This is a genomic window from Vibrio sp. 1562 (assembly GCF_033340155.1).
Lineage (GTDB): Bacteria > Pseudomonadota > Gammaproteobacteria > Enterobacterales > Vibrionaceae > Vibrio > Vibrio alginolyticus.
Map to the genome: position 1 here is coordinate 15,439 of NZ_JAWOVY010000015.1, position 16,459 is coordinate 31,897.

General features: G+C 43.7%; 18 protein-coding genes. 8 read left to right on the top strand and 10 right to left on the bottom strand.

What is annotated here, in order from left to right:
* The first annotated feature begins 199 nt into the window (after positions 1-199).
* Positions 200-1,864 carry an asparagine synthase B gene (gene asnB / locus R7Z49_RS15675; RefSeq protein WP_005384979.1) on the top strand — a complete coding sequence of 555 codons (1,665 nt, stop codon included), beginning with the start codon at positions 200-202 and terminating at the stop codon, positions 1,862-1,864.
* Positions 1,865-1,979: 115 nt separating this feature from the next.
* On the opposite strand, the gene rfaH is transcribed toward asnB, so the two are convergent.
* Positions 1,980-2,480 carry a transcription/translation regulatory transformer protein RfaH gene (gene rfaH, locus R7Z49_RS15680; protein WP_005382098.1) on the bottom strand — a complete coding sequence of 167 codons (501 nt, stop codon included), beginning with the start codon at positions 2,478-2,480 and terminating at the stop codon, positions 1,980-1,982.
* Between the two features lie 333 nt (positions 2,481-2,813).
* On the opposite strand from rfaH, the gene R7Z49_RS15685 reads away from it, so the two are divergent.
* Positions 2,814-4,202 (top strand): peptide MFS transporter, encoded by a 1,389-nt coding sequence (locus R7Z49_RS15685; RefSeq protein ID WP_005382097.1) that lies wholly within the window; start codon positions 2,814-2,816, stop codon positions 4,200-4,202.
* 49 nt (positions 4,203-4,251) lie between these two features.
* Here R7Z49_RS15685 and hemH read toward each other — a convergent pair whose 3' ends face one another.
* From hemH to htpG, 3 genes are all read right to left on the bottom strand, one after another.
* Positions 4,252-5,214: a ferrochelatase gene (gene hemH, locus R7Z49_RS15690; RefSeq protein ID WP_064353706.1), complete on the bottom strand. Its 963-nt coding sequence runs from the start codon at positions 5,212-5,214 to the stop codon at positions 4,252-4,254.
* Between the two features lie 167 nt (positions 5,215-5,381).
* The gene (adk, locus tag R7Z49_RS15695; protein ID WP_318111816.1) at positions 5,382-6,026 is read right to left on the bottom strand and encodes an adenylate kinase; all 645 of its coding nucleotides are present in this window, start codon (positions 6,024-6,026) and stop codon (positions 5,382-5,384) included.
* Between the two features lie 320 nt (positions 6,027-6,346).
* Positions 6,347-8,251 (bottom strand): molecular chaperone HtpG, encoded by a 1,905-nt coding sequence (gene htpG, locus R7Z49_RS15700; protein WP_017819957.1) that lies wholly within the window; start codon positions 8,249-8,251, stop codon positions 6,347-6,349.
* Positions 8,252-8,522: 271 nt separating this feature from the next.
* Here htpG and R7Z49_RS15705 point away from each other — a divergent pair, with 271 nt between their 5' ends.
* Genes R7Z49_RS15705 through R7Z49_RS15720 form a run of 4 tightly spaced genes read left to right on the top strand, consistent with a single transcriptional unit; the run spans position 8,523 to position 11,030 of the window.
* Positions 8,523-9,401, top strand: coding sequence for a transcriptional regulator (locus R7Z49_RS15705; RefSeq protein WP_005382092.1), 879 nt, complete (start codon positions 8,523-8,525; stop codon positions 9,399-9,401).
* Between the two features lie 11 nt (positions 9,402-9,412).
* Positions 9,413-9,928 (top strand): transmembrane regulator ToxS, encoded by a 516-nt coding sequence (gene toxS / locus R7Z49_RS15710; protein ID WP_005382091.1) that lies wholly within the window; start codon positions 9,413-9,415, stop codon positions 9,926-9,928.
* 46 nt (positions 9,929-9,974) lie between these two features.
* Positions 9,975-10,730, top strand: coding sequence for a sulfite exporter TauE/SafE family protein (locus R7Z49_RS15715; protein WP_047102891.1), 756 nt, complete (start codon positions 9,975-9,977; stop codon positions 10,728-10,730).
* A 21-nt stretch (positions 10,731-10,751) separates the two neighbouring features.
* Positions 10,752-11,030, top strand: coding sequence for a SelT/SelW/SelH family protein (locus R7Z49_RS15720; protein WP_186584425.1), 279 nt, complete (start codon positions 10,752-10,754; stop codon positions 11,028-11,030).
* A 38-nt stretch (positions 11,031-11,068) separates the two neighbouring features.
* On the opposite strand, the gene yfcE is transcribed toward R7Z49_RS15720, so the two are convergent.
* From yfcE to R7Z49_RS15750, 6 genes are all read right to left on the bottom strand, one after another.
* Positions 11,069-11,614, bottom strand: coding sequence for a phosphodiesterase (gene yfcE, locus R7Z49_RS15725; RefSeq protein ID WP_318111817.1), 546 nt, complete (start codon positions 11,612-11,614; stop codon positions 11,069-11,071).
* 75 nt (positions 11,615-11,689) lie between these two features.
* Positions 11,690-11,899 carry a hypothetical protein gene (locus tag R7Z49_RS15730; RefSeq protein ID WP_005382086.1) on the bottom strand — a complete coding sequence of 70 codons (210 nt, stop codon included), beginning with the start codon at positions 11,897-11,899 and terminating at the stop codon, positions 11,690-11,692.
* A 149-nt stretch (positions 11,900-12,048) separates the two neighbouring features.
* The gene (locus tag R7Z49_RS15735) at positions 12,049-12,456 is read right to left on the bottom strand and encodes a CBS domain-containing protein (protein WP_005382085.1); all 408 of its coding nucleotides are present in this window, start codon (positions 12,454-12,456) and stop codon (positions 12,049-12,051) included.
* Positions 12,453-12,803, bottom strand: coding sequence for a P-II family nitrogen regulator (locus tag R7Z49_RS15740; protein WP_005382084.1), 351 nt, complete (start codon positions 12,801-12,803; stop codon positions 12,453-12,455). Before R7Z49_RS15740 ends, R7Z49_RS15735 begins: the two co-directional genes overlap by 4 nt.
* Positions 12,793-13,584: a DUF1538 domain-containing protein gene (locus R7Z49_RS15745; protein ID WP_186584426.1), complete on the bottom strand. Its 792-nt coding sequence runs from the start codon at positions 13,582-13,584 to the stop codon at positions 12,793-12,795. The genes R7Z49_RS15740 and R7Z49_RS15745 overlap by 11 nt, the downstream gene beginning before the upstream one ends.
* On the bottom strand, positions 13,581-14,315 hold the full coding sequence (locus R7Z49_RS15750) for a DUF1538 domain-containing protein (RefSeq protein WP_005382077.1): 735 nt from the start codon (positions 14,313-14,315) through the stop codon (positions 13,581-13,583). Before R7Z49_RS15750 ends, R7Z49_RS15745 begins: the two co-directional genes overlap by 4 nt.
* A 254-nt stretch (positions 14,316-14,569) precedes the next feature.
* Between R7Z49_RS15750 and R7Z49_RS15755 the strand changes: the two genes are divergently transcribed.
* Both R7Z49_RS15755 and R7Z49_RS15760 read left to right on the top strand, forming a co-directional pair.
* Positions 14,570-15,484 carry a TIGR01777 family oxidoreductase gene (locus tag R7Z49_RS15755; protein ID WP_005382076.1) on the top strand — a complete coding sequence of 305 codons (915 nt, stop codon included), beginning with the start codon at positions 14,570-14,572 and terminating at the stop codon, positions 15,482-15,484.
* 44 nt (positions 15,485-15,528) lie between these two features.
* Positions 15,529-16,356, top strand: coding sequence for an SDR family oxidoreductase (locus tag R7Z49_RS15760; protein WP_017634824.1), 828 nt, complete (start codon positions 15,529-15,531; stop codon positions 16,354-16,356).
* Positions 16,357-16,459: the final 103 nt, after the last annotated feature.

A 16,459-nucleotide genomic window follows, 5' to 3' on the forward strand; every position in this document is an offset into this window, starting at 1 on the left:
CTATTGATAGAAAGCCTTTTTTGTATAGTTTTTATACCAAACCTTGATCTCATTCACCAAAACAACGGTTGAGTTAAATATTTTCCATACAACAAGGCCTTTTATCATTTTTTTAATCACAAAACGTTGCTTTTTTTATTAGTAATGGCAAATTTAAACCATACCGATTAGAAATTGTTTAGTTTAGTAAGGATGTAGTATGTGTTCAGTATTTGGCATTTTAGACATTAAAAGCGATGCAGCCGCATTGCGCCCTATCGCATTAGAGATGTCGAAAAAACTTCGTCACCGTGGCCCAGACTGGTCTGGGATTTACTCTTCAGAGCGTGCTATTTTAGCGCACGAGCGCTTGGCGATTGTTGGTCTAAATAGTGGTGCACAGCCGCTATACAGCCCTGATAAGAAGCTCATCCTTGCCGTCAATGGTGAAATCTACAACCATAAAGAAATTCGTGCTCGTTACGAAGGAAAGTACGAATTTCAAACCGATTCAGACTGTGAAGTCATTCTTGCACTTTACCAAGATATGGGTGCAGATCTCCTTGAAGAACTAAACGGTATTTTCGCTTTTGTGCTCTACGACGAAGAAAAAGATGAGTATTTAGTCGGACGTGACCATATTGGTATTATCCCTCTTTATCAAGGTCACGATGAGCATGGTAACTACTATGTGGCATCAGAGATGAAGGCTCTTGTTCCAGTATGTAAAACAGTAAGTGAATTCCCTCCTGGTAGCTATTACAGCTCTAAAGATACTGAGCCAACACGTTACTATGTTCGTGACTGGAACGAGTACGCAGCAGTACAAGGTAACAGCACTAGCAAAGAAGAATTGACTGAAGCGCTAGAAGCGGCTGTTAAACGCCAACTAATGACTGACGTGCCTTACGGTGTACTTCTTTCGGGCGGTCTAGATTCTTCTATTACATCTGCGGTAGCAAAACGCTTTGCAGCGATGCGTATTGAAGATGATGAAAAGTCTGAAGCTTGGTGGCCTCAACTGCACTCTTTTGCTGTTGGCCTAGAAGGCGCGCCTGACCTGAAAGCCGCTCGCGAAGTTGCCGACCAAATTGGTACCGTTCACCACGAAATGACGTACACGATTCAAGAAGGTTTGGACGCGATTCGTGACGTGATTTACCACATTGAAACGTATGACGTGACGACTATCCGCGCATCAACACCTATGTTCTTAATGGGTCGTAAGATCAAAGCGATGGGTATCAAGATGGTATTGTCTGGTGAGGGCGCTGACGAAATCTTTGGTGGCTACCTTTACTTCCACAAAGCGCCAAACGCGAAAGAGTTCCACGAGGAGACTGTGCGTAAACTGCTTGCTCTGAACATGTTCGACTGTGCTCGTGCTAACAAGTCGCTGGCAGCATGGGGAGTTGAAGGACGCGTACCTTTCCTAGATAAAGAGTTCATTGATGTAGCAATGCGCTTGAACCCAGCAGACAAGATGTGTGGCAACGGTAAAATGGAGAAACACATCCTTCGTGAGTGCTTCGAGCACTACCTGCCAGAATCGATCGCATGGCGTCAAAAAGAGCAGTTCTCTGATGGCGTTGGCTACAGCTGGATCGATACGCTGAAAGAAGTAGCAGAACAGAAAGTGACAGACCAGCAGATGGAAACAGCTCAATATCGATTCCCATACAACACGCCAACGACAAAAGAAGGCTACGTGTACCGTGAAATCTTTGAAGAGTTATTCCCACTTCCATCAGCAGCAGAGTGTGTACCAGGAGGCCCTTCAGTAGCGTGTTCTTCAGCGAAGGCGATTGAATGGGATGAATCGTTCCAAAACTGTGTTGACCCATCAGGTCGTGCAGTACAGACCGTTCACAACGACTCATACTAATTCTCTACGATAAAGATAAGGGTTGGTTCGTCCAACCCTTTTAAAACAGACAAAAAATTAGATACGATCAAAAAGAGGTGCTTTTGCACCTCTTTTTATGTTTGATGGAATTAGGCTATTTTAAATCTAAATCACTATTGTCTATGCTGACAGGCACACGCTTGGTAATCATCTGAACTAGCATAATTGAGCGTTTCTCACCATCTTGTTCTTGGAAGATGGCATCTATGCCCGCAAATTGACCGCTTTTAACTCTAATTTGATCGCCTGGTTTTGGCATACATTCAGAAACGGTATTGTCATTACAACACTTTTCTAGCTGCATCAATTCGAAGACCAAGTCACCTTGAACTTCTTTCGGTTGAGCACCAAAACGCACAAAGTCAACAACACCTCGAGTAGAGCGGACTGAGGTGAAGTTTGGCCCTTGCTCATAATCAAAGTAAGCGAATACGTAACAAGGAAACAGCGGTTCCTCGACTTTTTGTCTTTTACCGCGCAAAATCTTCTCAACTTCTACAGTTGGATAAAAGCACTCTACACCTTGATTTTCAAGGTGTTGTTTCGCCCTAACCTGCTCCCCACGTTTACAATAAAGTAGATACCAACGTTTCATCTTTTTACTAGCCAATTCTATTTTGTTTTTATCCTAGCATTAAGCCAAAGTTGAGTCATTGATATTCAGTTTATCTATAAAAGTATGATTATACATCGCTCGCATTAACGACACTTTTCAGCAACTTACGATAAAGAAGTCCATAGGCAAAAATGGAAATTAAGTTTGTAACACAACCAATACACCATCATATAATCTGCAAATCTAATCAAAAACAGCCACTTAACAAACAAAAATAGTTGAATGGCAAAATTTTATTATTTGTCACTCGTTGAATTGCATTGTATACGTAGAAGTCGTTAAAAAATGTAATAACTATTATTAGAAGAGCTTATGTCAAACCAACATCAATATTTTGGTCATCCACGTGGCCTGTTCTTATTGTTCGGTACAGAACTGTGGGAACGCTTTTCTTACTACGCAATGCGTGCCATTCTCGTGCTTTACCTTACTGATACAACAATGAATGGCGGCCTTGGCTGGTCAACCAAAGACGCATTAGACCTATACGGCATATACACAGGGCTTGTGTATATCACGCCTCTTATCGGTGGTTACCTAGCAGATAACTATTTAGGTCAACGTCGCTCAATTTTGCTTGGTGGCGCGTTAATGGCCATCGGCCAGTTTACTCTTGCACTTCCTGCTGATGCTTTAGGTATTGGTTCGCTACACAGTTTCTATTTAGGTCTTGGCCTACTTATCACTGGTAACGGTCTATTTAAGCCAAATATCTCAACCATGGTTGGCGACCTTTATCAAGAAGGTGACAACCGTCGTGACGGCGCATTCACTATCTTTTATATGGGTATCAACTTAGGTGCATTACTTGCCGGCGTCGTTTCTGGCTCTGTGACAACCTCTTACGGTTGGAAAGCTGGCTTTGTTGCCGCTGGTGTGGGTATGCTGGTTAGCCTAGTGATGCAAATGGTACTGGCTCAATCATGGCTTGGTGATATTGGCCGCGAACCAGCGGCGAAACGAGATCTAAATAACAAAAACGCCACCACGAAGCAGCCACTCACCAAAGAAGAAGTGAATCGACTAAAAGTAATTCTGGTCATGAGCTTATTCACTATTGTCTTCTGGGCAGGCTTTGAACAAGCAGGTGGCCTGATGAACATCTACACTCAACAATATACTGATCGCATGATTGGTGGTTTTGAAGTTCCTGCTGCGTGGTTCCAATCACTAAACCCATTTTTCATTATTACTCTAGCGCCAGTTCTGGCTGTCCTTTGGGTAAAATTGGGTAAACGTGAACCCACTTCGCCAGTGAAATTTGCAATGGCACTATTTTTCTTAGCGATTGGTTTCCTTTGTATGGTTGGCGCAGTGCTAGAACAAGGTGGAGATACAACAGTAAAAACATCGATGTTATGGTTGGTCGGCGCTTTCTTCTTCCACACATTAGGCGAGCTGTGTTTATCTCCAATTGGTCTTTCATTGGTGACTAAATTAGCACCGCTTCGCTTAGCTTCACTTATGATGGGTGCATGGTTTGGCTGTAATGCGATTGCTAACTATGTTGCGGGCTATGTGGGTTCTCACGTAGGCGAGTTAGGCGCTATGGCTATCTTTAGTGGTATTGCGGTCAGCGCAACCGTAAGTGGCGTAATTTTGCTCCTATTCTCTAATACACTCGTTCGCTGGATGCATGGCGCTGAAAATACGCACAGCACGGCAGAGCAAGTAGAAGAGCAGCAAGTACAAGTTGCTTGATCGCTCAACTAAACGTAGAAAGGGTCGCTATTGCGACCCTTTTTTGTATCTAAAGTTTAGATTGAACTAACTCAACCATCATCTCGATATGAAGTTCACTATCGTTCAAACAAGGGATGTAGGTAAAGTTTTCACCACCTGCTTCAAGGAAAATCTCTTTACACTCTTCCGAGATCTCTTCCAACGTCTCTAAACAATCTGAAGAAAATGCAGGGGTCACAACATTAATATTTTTCACACCCTTTGCAGGAAGTGCCTCTAGGGTCTTATCGGTATAAGGTTGAAGCCACTCTTCTCTCCCAAATCGGGACTGATACGTCATGCCAATTTGTTGTTCGCTTAAACCTAACGCTTTCCCAAGCAAGCGAGTCGTCTCTTCACAATGCTGTGGGTAAACATCACCATTGTCAGCATAACGTTTTGGAATACCATGATAAGAACACAGCAGGTAATCTCCCTGACCATTCTTTTGCCAATGTTCACGAACTGAATGCGCTAACGCTTCAATATATTTCGGGTGATTGTAATAATCACGAATAAAGCTAAAGCCTGGCATCACAGGCAGGTTCTTAAATGCTTTAGTGATTCCGTCAGAAACCGCTGCCGTTGTTGTGCCCGAGTATTGCGGATACAACGGTAAAACAATGACTTCATCAACGCCTTGCGCCAATAGGGCTTCAAAGCCTGATTGCAAACTTGGGTTACCATACGTCATACCAAGCTCTACAGGTATATCAAGCTTTTGTGCCAACTTTTCCGTTTGGCGTTTAGAGTACACCATCAACGGCGAGCCCTCTTCCATCCATACTGATTGATAGAGTTTGGCAACTTTAGGAGCTCGGATAGGAAGGATAACGCCGTGCAATAGTGGACACCAAAGCCATCGAGTCATGTCTACCACTCGGTGATCATGAAGAAACTGACTTAAAAAGCGCTTTACGGCAGGAGCGGTTGGTGCGTCAGGAGTTCCCAGGTTAACTAGGAGTACACCCTGTTTATTATTCTCTTTCATAACATCCTATTCATGGTAAACGGCTTGGTTCATATATTTAAGTAACCTCGAAGTAACGAATAGCCGAGCTGAAGTTAATTAGATATATGTTTACGAGTAAACTAAAAAAAGCGACCACTTGGGCCGCTTTCAATATATCAAAATATTAAATTTTTGACTTCAGCAAATTAAGATAGTGCTTTCTCGATATCCGCACTAACTTCAGCTACTTGCTTAGTACCATCAAACTTAAGGTACTTAGTCTTTCCTGCTTCAGCTTCTTTGCCGTAGTAGTTGATTAGCGGTGCAGTTTGCTCGTGGTAAACACCTAGACGAGCACGTACTGTTTCTTCTTTGTCGTCATCACGAACAACAAGATCTTCACCAGTTACATCATCTTTACCTTCCACTTTAGGCGGGTTGTAAACCACGTGGTAAGTACGACCAGAAGGAAGGTGAGCACGACGACCAGCCATACGCTCAACAATCACATCGTCTGCAACGTCAAATTCGATAACGTAGTCTACGTCTACGCCCATTTCTTTTAGGCCGTCAGCTTGAGGGATAGTACGTGGGAAACCATCTAGTAGGAAACCGTTTGTACAGTCTTCTTGAGCGATGCGCTCTTTGATAAGACCAAGGATGATTTCATCAGAAACTAGCTGACCAGCGTCAATAACAGCTTTAGCTTGTTTACCAAGCTCTGTACCTGCTTTGATAGCAGCACGAAGCATATCACCAGTAGAGATTTGTGGAATACCGTATTTTTCCATGATGAAGTTTGCTTGTGTGCCTTTACCTGCACCTGGAGCACCTAGAAGAATGATGCGCATGATTTATCCTCTTTAATATTTAAGATTTATACCGAAGCTCACAATAGCTGACCTCTTAGACATCAAACCTGAGAAGCACCTGCAACGATAAGTTTCGGTATAACGTATATAGGCGAGCAAAAATACACGCCTTATTACTCACATTCAAGTCGCAGATTCTATCACAGGTTCTCTGAGCAAAGAGTGTATTAAGACTAAAGAATGTTAACAGTACCCTCTTTCACGCCCTATTGATTATTAACTCAGCACTTGAGATGCAAAATTTTGCGACAACAAACAAAAAGCTCGCGAAATGCGAGCTTTTTGATTTGCAGAGGTTATTACACCTTAGTCAAAAGTTGATTAACGGCTCCTAAGAACTCTGTTGGATCCTCAATAGAGCCTCGCTCCGCTAGCATTGCTTGACCAAGCAGAACTTCAACCCAGCGACCAAACGCTTCTTCATCGGCTTCGTCAGCCATACGCTTAACCAATTCGTGCTCAGGGTTTAGCTCAAAGATGTATTTCACTTCCGGCACAGCTTGACCAGCTGCCGCAAGAAGCTTCGCCATTTGAGTGCCCATTTCGTAATCGTCCGTTACCACAACAGCAGGCGTAGATGCGAGTTTGAAGGTCGTACGAACTTCTTTCACACGATCGCCTAGGTAAGACTTCGTGCGCTCTACAACCGACTTAAACTCTTCTTCGGTTTCTTTTTGCTTCTCTTTTTCTGCTTCATCTTCAAACTGACTTAGATCAAGCCCAGCTTTAGTGATTGACTGGAACTGTTTACCATCAAACTCAGTTAAGTAGTTCATCAGCCACTCATCAATGCGGTCGTACATCAAGATAACTTCAATGCCTTTCGCTTTGAACTGTTCTAAGTGAGGGCTGTTTTTCGCAGCTGCATAGCTGTCTGCCGTCAAGTAGTAGATCTTATCTTGACCTTCTTTCATGCGCTCAACGTAAGACGCCAAGCCCACAGTTTGCTCAGAAGAGTCCACTTCAGTTGAAGCAAAGCGCAATAAACCTGCAACTTTCTCTTTGTTTGCAAAGTCCTCCGCAGGGCCCTCTTTCATCACAAGACCAAACTCTTTCCAGAATGATTGGTATTTCTCTTCGTCATTCTTGGCCATACGCTCGAGCATCGTTAGCACGCGCTTAGTACAAGCATTACGTAGAGACTGAGTCACTTTATTGTCTTGTAAGATCTCACGTGATACGTTTAGCGGTAAATCGTTTGAGTCTATTAAACCACGTACGAAGCGTAAGTATGACGGCATAAATTGCTCTGCATCGTCCATAATGAATACGCGCTGTACGTATAGTTTCAAGCCTGATTTGTGGTCGCGGTTCATCATATCCCAAGGTGCTTTCGATGGGATGTATAGTAAGCTCGTGTAGTCGTTTTTACCTTCTACACGGTTATGACTCCAGACCAAGGGATCGGCAAAGTCATGTGATACGTGTTTGTAGAACTCTTGATACTCTTCTTCTGAAATATCAGATTTGTTACGCGTCCACAGTGCTTGGGCTTTGTTGATTTGCTCCCACTTCTTCTCGTCTGTTTCCTTGCCTTCGTCATCACGAACGACAGTTTGGATTGAAACAGGAATGCCGATGTGATCAGAGTACTTACTGATAACGTCACGTAGACGCCACTCATTCAAAAACTCTTTACCCTCTTCACGCATATGAAGAATGATGTCGGTACCACGTGACTCTTTGGTAATGTTTTCGATGGTGTACTCACCTTCACCCGCTGAGTGCCATTGTACCGCTTCATCAGCGGCTAGACCCGCAGCGCGAGTGCGCACGGTAACGGCGTCAGCAACGATAAATGCCGAGTAGAAACCAACACCAAACTGACCAATAAGCTGAGAGTCTTTGCTCTGCTCTTCAGATAGCTTTGAGAAAAACTCAGCTGTACCAGATTTTGCGATTGTTCCTAAGTGCTCAATCACATCATCACGGCTCATACCGATACCGTTATCAGAAATGGTTAAGGTATTTGCGCTTTCATCAAACGACAGTTTCACGCAAAGGTCTGCATTACCTTCGTATAGATCTGGGTTAGATAACGCCTGAAAGCGCAGTTTGTCTGATGCATCTGATGCGTTAGAGATCAGCTCGCGCAAAAAGATCTCTTTATTTGAATAAAGAGAATGGATCATTAAATGCAGTAGTTGTTTTACTTCTGATTGAAAACCACGAGTTTCTTTATTTTGAGATACGGTTTCGCTCATGTGTGCTCCATAACATCTAAACTAATTGGCTTTTTCATAGGGACAAGTTTGTGACTTTCCCCTTGAAATCACCTTACCGAGGTGTCATTTAACATGTGGCTGACAAATGTAAATTCAAGGTCAATATTGCTAAAAACGGTGTTTTTTTAGAAAATTTTAATTATCCTACCCGTCTAAAAGCATCTAAAATGTCGTGCGCACTCCAAGCGCCCCGGTAATTTTGTGACATAAATAACCATAATTACAACATCATCCATCTAAGAAGAACTAAATGACTAACATTGGCACCAAATTTCTACTTGCTCAAAGGTTCACCTTTGATCCAAATAGTAATTCGCTCGCTGACCAACAAAACGGCAACGACGTTGTACGATTAGGAAGCAACGAAAGCCGTATACTTCTGATGTTGGCAGAGAGACCAAACGAAGTTTTAACCCGTAACGAGCTTCACGAGTTTGTTTGGCGTGAGCAAGGTTTTGAGGTGGATGACTCAAGCCTGACTCAAGCGATTTCTACTCTGCGTAAGATGTTGAAGGATTCAACAAAATCTCCAGAGTTTGTTAAAACGGTACCTAAACGTGGCTACCAACTCATTTGTTCAGTGGAACGCTTGAGCCCATTTTCTACTGACTCTAACACTGACGTTGAAGAAACCGCTTCTGAACAAGAAGCGCCAGCAGTGGAGTTAGAAGCGAGCGATACACCACCAACAGAGATAGTGACCGATACTACTGCTGATCTTGAGCCTCAAGTAGAGCCGACTAAAACTCAGCCGAAGCCAGCATCTAACACGATTAACTGGCTACCGCGTGTCATTATCTTTTTGTCTCTGCTGCTTCCTGTTTGCGTATTGTTATTCACGAACCCTGCGGAATCCCAATTCCGTCAGATTGGTGAGTATCAAAGTGTACCGGTGATGACACCTGTAAATCACCCTCAAATCAACAACTGGTTGCCTTCAATAGAGCAATGCATTGAGCGCTACGTGAAGCACCATGCAGAAGACTCGTTGCCAGTGGAAGTGATTGCCACTGGTGGACAAAATAACCAGCTGATTCTGAACTACATTCATGACAGTAACCACTCTTACGAGAACGTAACACTGCGTATTTTCGCAGGTCAAAACGATCCAACAGACATCTGCAAATAAAGGAGGCCAATATGAAGATTAAATTAGCATCTGCGGTTTTGGCCGTATCCGTTCTTTTCAGTAGTTGGTTGTATTGGGGAAGTGACCTAAAAGTGGAGCAGCTCCTCACAGCAAACGAATGGCAGTCGACCATGGTGACAGTCATTACAGACAGCTTGCCTGACGATACTGTCGGCCCACTACGCCGAGTTAATGTTGAATCAAACGTGAAATATCTCCCTAATGGTGACTATATTCGCGTAGCAAATATAAAACTATTCGCTCAAGGTTCAACCGCAGAATCAACGATAAATATCTCGGAAAAAGGCCGCTGGGAAGTAAGTGACAACTATTTGTTGGTCTCGCCTTCGGAGTTTAAAGATATTTCATCTTCTCAATCAAAAGACTTTTCCGAAGCACAGCTACGTTTGATTACTCAAATTTTTAAGCTAGATGCGGAGCAAAGTCGTCGTATTGACGTCGTGAACGAAAAAACACTCTTGCTCACTAGCTTGAACCACGGTTCTTCGGTACTGTTTAAAAACTAATTTTGATTGGATGATAAGGGGGCAAGACGCCCCCTTTGTTTTGCTTATGGATTGGCTAGATACCACTACTCTCTTTTTCGGTTCACTAATCGCCAACACGCTGGCTTCACTTTCCGGTGGCGGAGCAGGCTTGCTTCAATTCCCTTTACTCATCTTTCTCGGCTTACCGTTCTCCGTTGCGCTAGGCACACATAAGGTGGCTTCGGTCGCTTTAGGCTTAGGCGCAGCAAGCACGCATTTAAGATCAGGCACTATTAAATGGAAAATCGCGCTCTACCTTATCTTGTCCGGTAGTATTGGCGTGATTTTAGGGGCTAACTTAATTGTACAGATCCCTGATGGTATCGCGGAAAAGATGCTCGGCACGATGATCCTAGCGCTAGGTATCTACTCGCGATTTAAGACATCGCTAGGCCAAGCTGAAGTAATACGTAACCGTCATCCTATCGGTTGGGTTATCGGTGGAATTGGCTTACTGTTTATCGGCATCATTAACGGATCTCTTACCGCAGGTTCTGGTTTGCTCGTGACACTATTTTTGGTGCGCTGGTTTGGTTACGACTACAAACAAGCCGTTGCTTACACCATGATTTGTGTCGGCCTGTTTTGGAATGGCATTGGAGGCATTGCCGTCGTACAGGCAGGGGCGCCTATTCACTGGGCTTGGTTACCTGTTTTATTGTTAAGCTCTTTTCTAGGCGGCAGTTTAGGCGCATGGGCCGCGACTCGATACAGCAACAGAGTGATTAAAGTTGCATTCGAAATTCTCACGTTTGCGGTGGGCATCAAGTTGCTGGTTTAAAAAGATTAAAAGGAAAGTTTCATGGATAAAGCAATCATTGATATTTATTACTGCCGCCAGTGCAACTGGATGTTACGTTCAACTTGGCTATCGCAAGAATTACTGCATACTTTTAGTGAAGAAATAGAAACAATCAGCTTACACCCAGACACAGGTGGTCGCTTCGAAATTTTCTGTAATGGCCAGCAAATTTGGGAACGGAAAAAAGACAACGGCTTTCCTGAAGCCAAGGTGCTAAAACAGCGCGTAAGAGACATTATCGACCCAGAACGCGATTTAGGACATTCAGACACAAAATAGGGAGCAATTCGCTCCCTATTTTTTACTTAGTAAAACCGTTAAATCATGGTTTGTGCTAATACTTCGCCTTCTGGCGTTTTTACCGTTAGCTTATTGCCTTCTAGAGTACCAAAGCTTCTCGGTAAGCCATTACGTGGGAATGTCATCGAGCCTGGGTTGAATATAATGGCTCCATCTTGCATCTCTGCGACGGGAACATGTGTATGACCGTGGGCGATGATATCACCTTCGCGCAGTGGCGGCCGTTTTTCAGAGTTGTACAAGTGACCATGAGTCAAAAAGATTCTCTTGCCAGATTCAAGTAGCACCCATGAGTAATCCATCATCATTGGAAACTTCAATAGCATTTGGTCTACTTCACTATCACAGTTGCCACGTACAGAAATAATTTGATGACTGTATTGGTTCAATAAGCCTGCTACCTGTGGAGGGTTGTAGCCTTCCGGAATAGGGTTTCGCGGCCCATGGTTTAGCGTATCTCCTAGCAAAATCAGGTGGTGCGCACCAGAAGCCAAAAATAGATCAATGGTTTCTTTAGTTGCTGGCAAAGAGCCATGCAGGTCTGAGGCAAAAAATAGTTTCACGACATCGTCTCCTCAAAAAGTATGAGGTCATTCTACGGCATTTTTTTAGCAGCTCAACCTACGACGGTTTGAATACTACTGATAGCGCAATGATTCAATGACCATAGGCAAAACATAGAACCATGCTGCATACGCTGTTCCAACCAACACCAGTATCCAAAACACCATCGACATAAATTTTGATTTGGCTAGATGGTGCAGCGGATCGGGCTCTCCGCATCCTGGACATGCATGAGCGCGTTTTGAGATTTGTTTCTCACACACGGGGCAAGAGACTAAAGGCATGATACAGATTCCTCGACATTAGGCTTAGGGCGCAAAGAATAATGGTGAATTAACACATATGCAACCTAACATATATTAAATATTTTAGTTCTTTGTAACAGTCGCTGACTTGAGAAAAAATTCGTTGATTTTTCATTTATATCAACCGATTACACTTCTTCTCGCACCATACCATTGATGACAATATTGTTATAACTCACCATCCCAATGACCTCGCCACTTTCAATGACCGGCGCTCTGCTTATGCCAAATCGCTCAAACAAACGGGCACAATATTTTACGTTCATATCTGGTTCGACACACAAAGCGGGCTTGGTCATGATTTCATAAATATTTGTGCGCTGAGGAGAACGATTATTCGCCAGCACCTTTTTGGCGATATCATTCATCAACACGATGCCATATTCATCATTATCATCTCGCTTTTTCACCACCAGCGCTTTGACTTGGTATTTTTTCGCTAGCGTTATGCCTTCGTATACGGTCATCAGTCCATCAACCATCACATACGTTGCCGCCATAACATCTCGAACTCTAATTATCGTTTGATCACTCATAATTCATCCTCGACCACTTTGGTCAATGTCTCGACTTGATGCGCGACACCGACTGCATCTTCAATATCGATCTGAATAGCAATCCCCTGTCCCGACTCTCTGTCAAATTCACCAACCTCATTAATGGTTTCTAATATGTGTCGAGAGAGATGTTCCTCGACCACAAACAGCAGCACATCTTTTTGCACTTCTAGCGTTAAACCAAAAAACGTTCGCTTTTGATTTAAACCTTGCCCGCGAGCATTGTTAATCACTGTTGCACCGGTCGCACCAGCATCGCGTGCAGCGTCCAGCACCTTGTCTGTTTTGCTGTCTTCAACAAACGCAAGTATCAATTTAAAGCGCATTTTCTTCTTCCTCCGAGACGTTTTTATTCAGCCACTGGGTTATTTGCGCATAGCCCATCACAGAGATCATAGGAAATAGACTGGCAAACGCGATCAAGCCAAAGCCATCAATCATTGGGTTTCTTCCAGGGACGGTCGAAGCAAGCCCTAACCCTAATGCAGTTACAAGTGGGACAGTGACGGTAGAAGTTGTTACGCCTCCAGAATCGTAGGCGAGTGGAACAACAAGCTTAGGAGCGTAAAACGTTTGAATCACAACGACGATGTAACCCGCGATGATGTAATAATGAATGGGATCGCCCACGACAATCCGGTAACTCCCTAATGCAATACCAATTGCTACCCCAAACGCAACGGCTACGCGCAAGCCGTTAATACTGATACTGCCTCCAGAGACTTGGTTTGCTTTTATCGCTACAGCGATTAAAGAAGGCTCTGCAATCGTGGTACTAAAGCCTATAAAAAAGGCGAAGGTGTAAACCCAATAATAGTCGACCCACATTAAGGCTTTCCCTACAGATACTTTGAACTCTTGTAAAAACTCCGGCGCCGTTAATTGCACAGCCATCGTCTCCCCAAGTGGAAACAACGCCATTTCTAATCCAAGTAAAAAAAGAGCTAGCCCGAAAATCACATAAACGAACCCAAGCAAAACTTTCTTAAGGTTGCTAACAGGACGCCTTAACACCGCTAACTGAAAACCAAAAATAATGCTGGCGATGGGAACGACGTCTCTAACGGTCGATAATAAAGTGTCTAGGAAATGATCAATTGAAATCATGTTACGACCATTCCGTAAACCATCACAAACATCATCGGTAACAGCGAGGCAAAAGCGATTAAACCAAAGCCATCCACCATAGGGTTACGCCCTTTAATAGAAGACGCTAAACCGACACCCAGTGCAGTGACCAAAGGTACTGTTATGGTGGACGTGGTTACACCTCCGGAATCGTAAGCAACGCCAATAATGGCTTCAGGTGCAAACCACGTCAGTATTACAACGCCGACGTAGCCACCAATGATCATGTAATGAATCGGCCACCCTTTTAAGATACGCAAAACGCCGATAACGATGGCTATCCCCACAGAGAGAGCTACTGTTACTCGAAGTCCTTCTCCGTAATCCTGCATGGACTGCTCTGAGTTAGCGATCATTCCGCCCTCTGCCGCAACTTCTGAGGCTTCTTCCGCTACCGCGGTTAATGCAGGTTCAGCTATCGTGGTGCCAAACCCCAAACAAAACGCAAAGACTAATAACCAAAACACGCTGCCTTTTTTTGCAAAGGCTTGAGCCATACTCTCTCCGATAGGAAAAAGACCAAGTTCTAGGCCAAAGATAAAAAAGGTTAATCCTAAAACGACAAGCAACAAGCCAAAAAGAATGGAGACCAGGTTGGGCAGCGGCTCTTGCAAAACGACTAATTGGAAAAAAGTGATAACAATGATGATGGGTAATAAGTCACGAGCACTATTGAGGAGCGCTCGAAAAAGCGCAACAAATGCTTCCATGCCTATCCTCCTTGATTATGCAAACTGATTACGCCATTCCAATGAGCGATAACTTCTAGTCTGGCATAGATTTCACTCTTCTACCGTGAATGCACTAGCGCCATCTATAACATTTAGTTACATATTTTCTAATATGTGAAGTTAATAGTATCTCTGCCAGCTTGTCACTATCCCAGAAATAATGGTGTTGAGATGATCAAGCTAAGCACAAAACGACTATAATGTTCTAATACGTGTACATTCAAAGAGATAACATGAAGATATTACTCACAGGTGGCACTGGGTTTATTGGCTCGGAGTTGCTCAAGCTGCTATCAACTCACCAGGTTATGCTACTTACACGCTCTCCAGAGCGAGCAAAACAACGCCTACAGCATGCTGATCTGGGTAATATCGAATACCTTGACTCGCTCGAGTCGTTCGCCGATCTCAATCACGTTGATGCCGTCATTAATCTTGCAGGTGAGCCAATTGCGGATAAAAGGTGGACCAGCGAGCAAAAAGAAAAAATCTGCAAAAGTCGTTGGAAAATTACCGAGCAAATTGTTGAGCTGATCCACGCAAGTACCGAACCTCCCTCTGTTTTTATTAGTGGCTCGGCAGTTGGCTACTATGGTGATCAACAAGACCATCCGTTTGATGAGTGCTTACATGTTAATAGCGACGACTTTCCTCACGAGGTTTGTGCAAAGTGGGAGCAAATAGCCAAGCGCGCAGAGTCGGAACAAACACGGGTTTGTCTACTGAGAACTGGCGTGGTACTCGGCCTTAATGGTGGTGCGTTGGCAAAAATGCTATTACCTTACAAGCTTGGCGTAGGCGGCCCACTCGGGAACGGTAATCAGTACATGCCTTGGATTCACATCCTAGATATGGTCCGCGCCATCATGTACTTGCTTGAAACACCACATGCCCACGGTGCATTCAATATGTGCGCCCCCCATCCTGTGACTAATCGTATATTCAGCGGCACACTAGCTAAAACGCTAAAACGTCCGCATATCTTGTTCACGCCTAAATGGGCGATGGAACTCCTAATGGGAGAATCTTCCTGCTTATTGTTTGATAGCATGAGAGCCAAACCCAAAAAACTCACCGAACTGGGCTTTAAATTTAGCTACTCCAGAATAGAGCCAGCACTCAAGCACTTGCTTCATGACCGGAGCTGATGAATGATGGCTCTAATCAAGGTTTCTGAGTCTTAAATTAAATTATGAAAAAGTCGATTCTTATTACGGGTTGTTCAACCGGCATCGGTTACGTGTGCGCTCACGCCCTACAAAACAAGGGATTTAATGTCATTGCATCTTGTAGGAAAGAACAAGATGTCCAGCGCCTAATTAATGAAGGGCTAACCTGCATCAATCTAGACCTAAATAGCCCAGAAAGCATTTCTTCGGGCGTGAAGCAAGCGCTAGAGTTAGCAGAAGGTAAGCTTTACGCAGTGTTCAATAATGGTGCCTATGGTCAGCCCGGAGCACTGGAAGACTTACCCACCGAGGCTCTTCAAGATCAATTTCAGACCAACTTTTTTGGTTGGCACCAGTTGGTCAGAGAGGTGCTTCCTCATATGCGCCAGCAAGGCGAAGGACGCATCATACAAAACAGCTCTGTTCTTGGTTTTGCCGCAATGAAATACCGTGGTGCCTATAATGCATCAAAATTTGCCTTAGAAGGCTGGACAGATACGCTCAGGCTAGAGCTTGCGGATACGAATATCAAAGTGGCATTGATAGAACCAGGACCGATCGAAACTCAATTTAGAAACAATGCATTACGAGCCTTTGAGAAGTGGGTTGATATTGAATCTAGCCCCCATCGTCATGCTTATGAAGGACAAAGAGAGCGACTCAACAACGACAAGTCTAATAATCGATTTGTTTTACCTGCAGAGTCTTGCATCGCACCAGTTCTTCATGCATTAACTAGCGTTTCACCGAAAATTCGTTATCGAATTACTACACCGACTAAATTATTCGCAGTCTTGAAAAGACTATTACCAACCCGTGCACTTGATAAAATTTTGCGACAGGCTGCATAAAAAAGTTTTGTCGAAATGTAATTTCATCGTAACAATGTGATGTCATTATGAACATGTAGGTTAAAAAAACCTCAACTAAACGAATCAATTTCTACGCAATTCA

Bases quoted from the DNA above. Each gene is read 5' to 3' on its own strand.
- htpG (WP_017819957.1), bottom strand. From the start codon at position 8,251: ATGAGCGAAACCGTATCTCAAAATAAAGAAACTCGTGGTTTTCAATCA.
- R7Z49_RS15760 (WP_017634824.1), top strand. From the start codon at position 15,529: ATGAAAAAGTCGATTCTTATTACGGGTTGTTCAACCGGCATCGGTTAC.
- R7Z49_RS15720 (WP_186584425.1), top strand. From the start codon at position 10,752: ATGGATAAAGCAATCATTGATATTTATTACTGCCGCCAGTGCAACTGG.
- R7Z49_RS15715 (WP_047102891.1), top strand. From the start codon at position 9,975: ATGGATTGGCTAGATACCACTACTCTCTTTTTCGGTTCACTAATCGCC.
- toxS (WP_005382091.1), top strand. From the start codon at position 9,413: ATGAAGATTAAATTAGCATCTGCGGTTTTGGCCGTATCCGTTCTTTTC.
- R7Z49_RS15750 (WP_005382077.1), bottom strand. From the start codon at position 14,315: ATGGAAGCATTTGTTGCGCTTTTTCGAGCGCTCCTCAATAGTGCTCGT.
- adk (WP_318111816.1), bottom strand. From the start codon at position 6,026: ATGCGCATCATTCTTCTAGGTGCTCCAGGTGCAGGTAAAGGCACACAA.
- R7Z49_RS15730 (WP_005382086.1), bottom strand. From the start codon at position 11,899: ATGCCTTTAGTCTCTTGCCCCGTGTGTGAGAAACAAATCTCAAAACGC.
- hemH (WP_064353706.1), bottom strand. From the start codon at position 5,214: ATGAAAGAGAATAATAAACAGGGTGTACTCCTAGTTAACCTGGGAACT.
- rfaH (WP_005382098.1), bottom strand. From the start codon at position 2,480: ATGAAACGTTGGTATCTACTTTATTGTAAACGTGGGGAGCAGGTTAGG.
- R7Z49_RS15685 (WP_005382097.1), top strand. From the start codon at position 2,814: ATGTCAAACCAACATCAATATTTTGGTCATCCACGTGGCCTGTTCTTA.
- asnB (WP_005384979.1), top strand. From the start codon at position 200: ATGTGTTCAGTATTTGGCATTTTAGACATTAAAAGCGATGCAGCCGCA.
- R7Z49_RS15755 (WP_005382076.1), top strand. From the start codon at position 14,570: ATGAAGATATTACTCACAGGTGGCACTGGGTTTATTGGCTCGGAGTTG.
- R7Z49_RS15745 (WP_186584426.1), bottom strand. From the start codon at position 13,584: ATGATTTCAATTGATCATTTCCTAGACACTTTATTATCGACCGTTAGA.
- R7Z49_RS15735 (WP_005382085.1), bottom strand. From the start codon at position 12,456: ATGAGTGATCAAACGATAATTAGAGTTCGAGATGTTATGGCGGCAACG.
- R7Z49_RS15740 (WP_005382084.1), bottom strand. From the start codon at position 12,803: ATGCGCTTTAAATTGATACTTGCGTTTGTTGAAGACAGCAAAACAGAC.
- R7Z49_RS15705 (WP_005382092.1), top strand. From the start codon at position 8,523: ATGACTAACATTGGCACCAAATTTCTACTTGCTCAAAGGTTCACCTTT.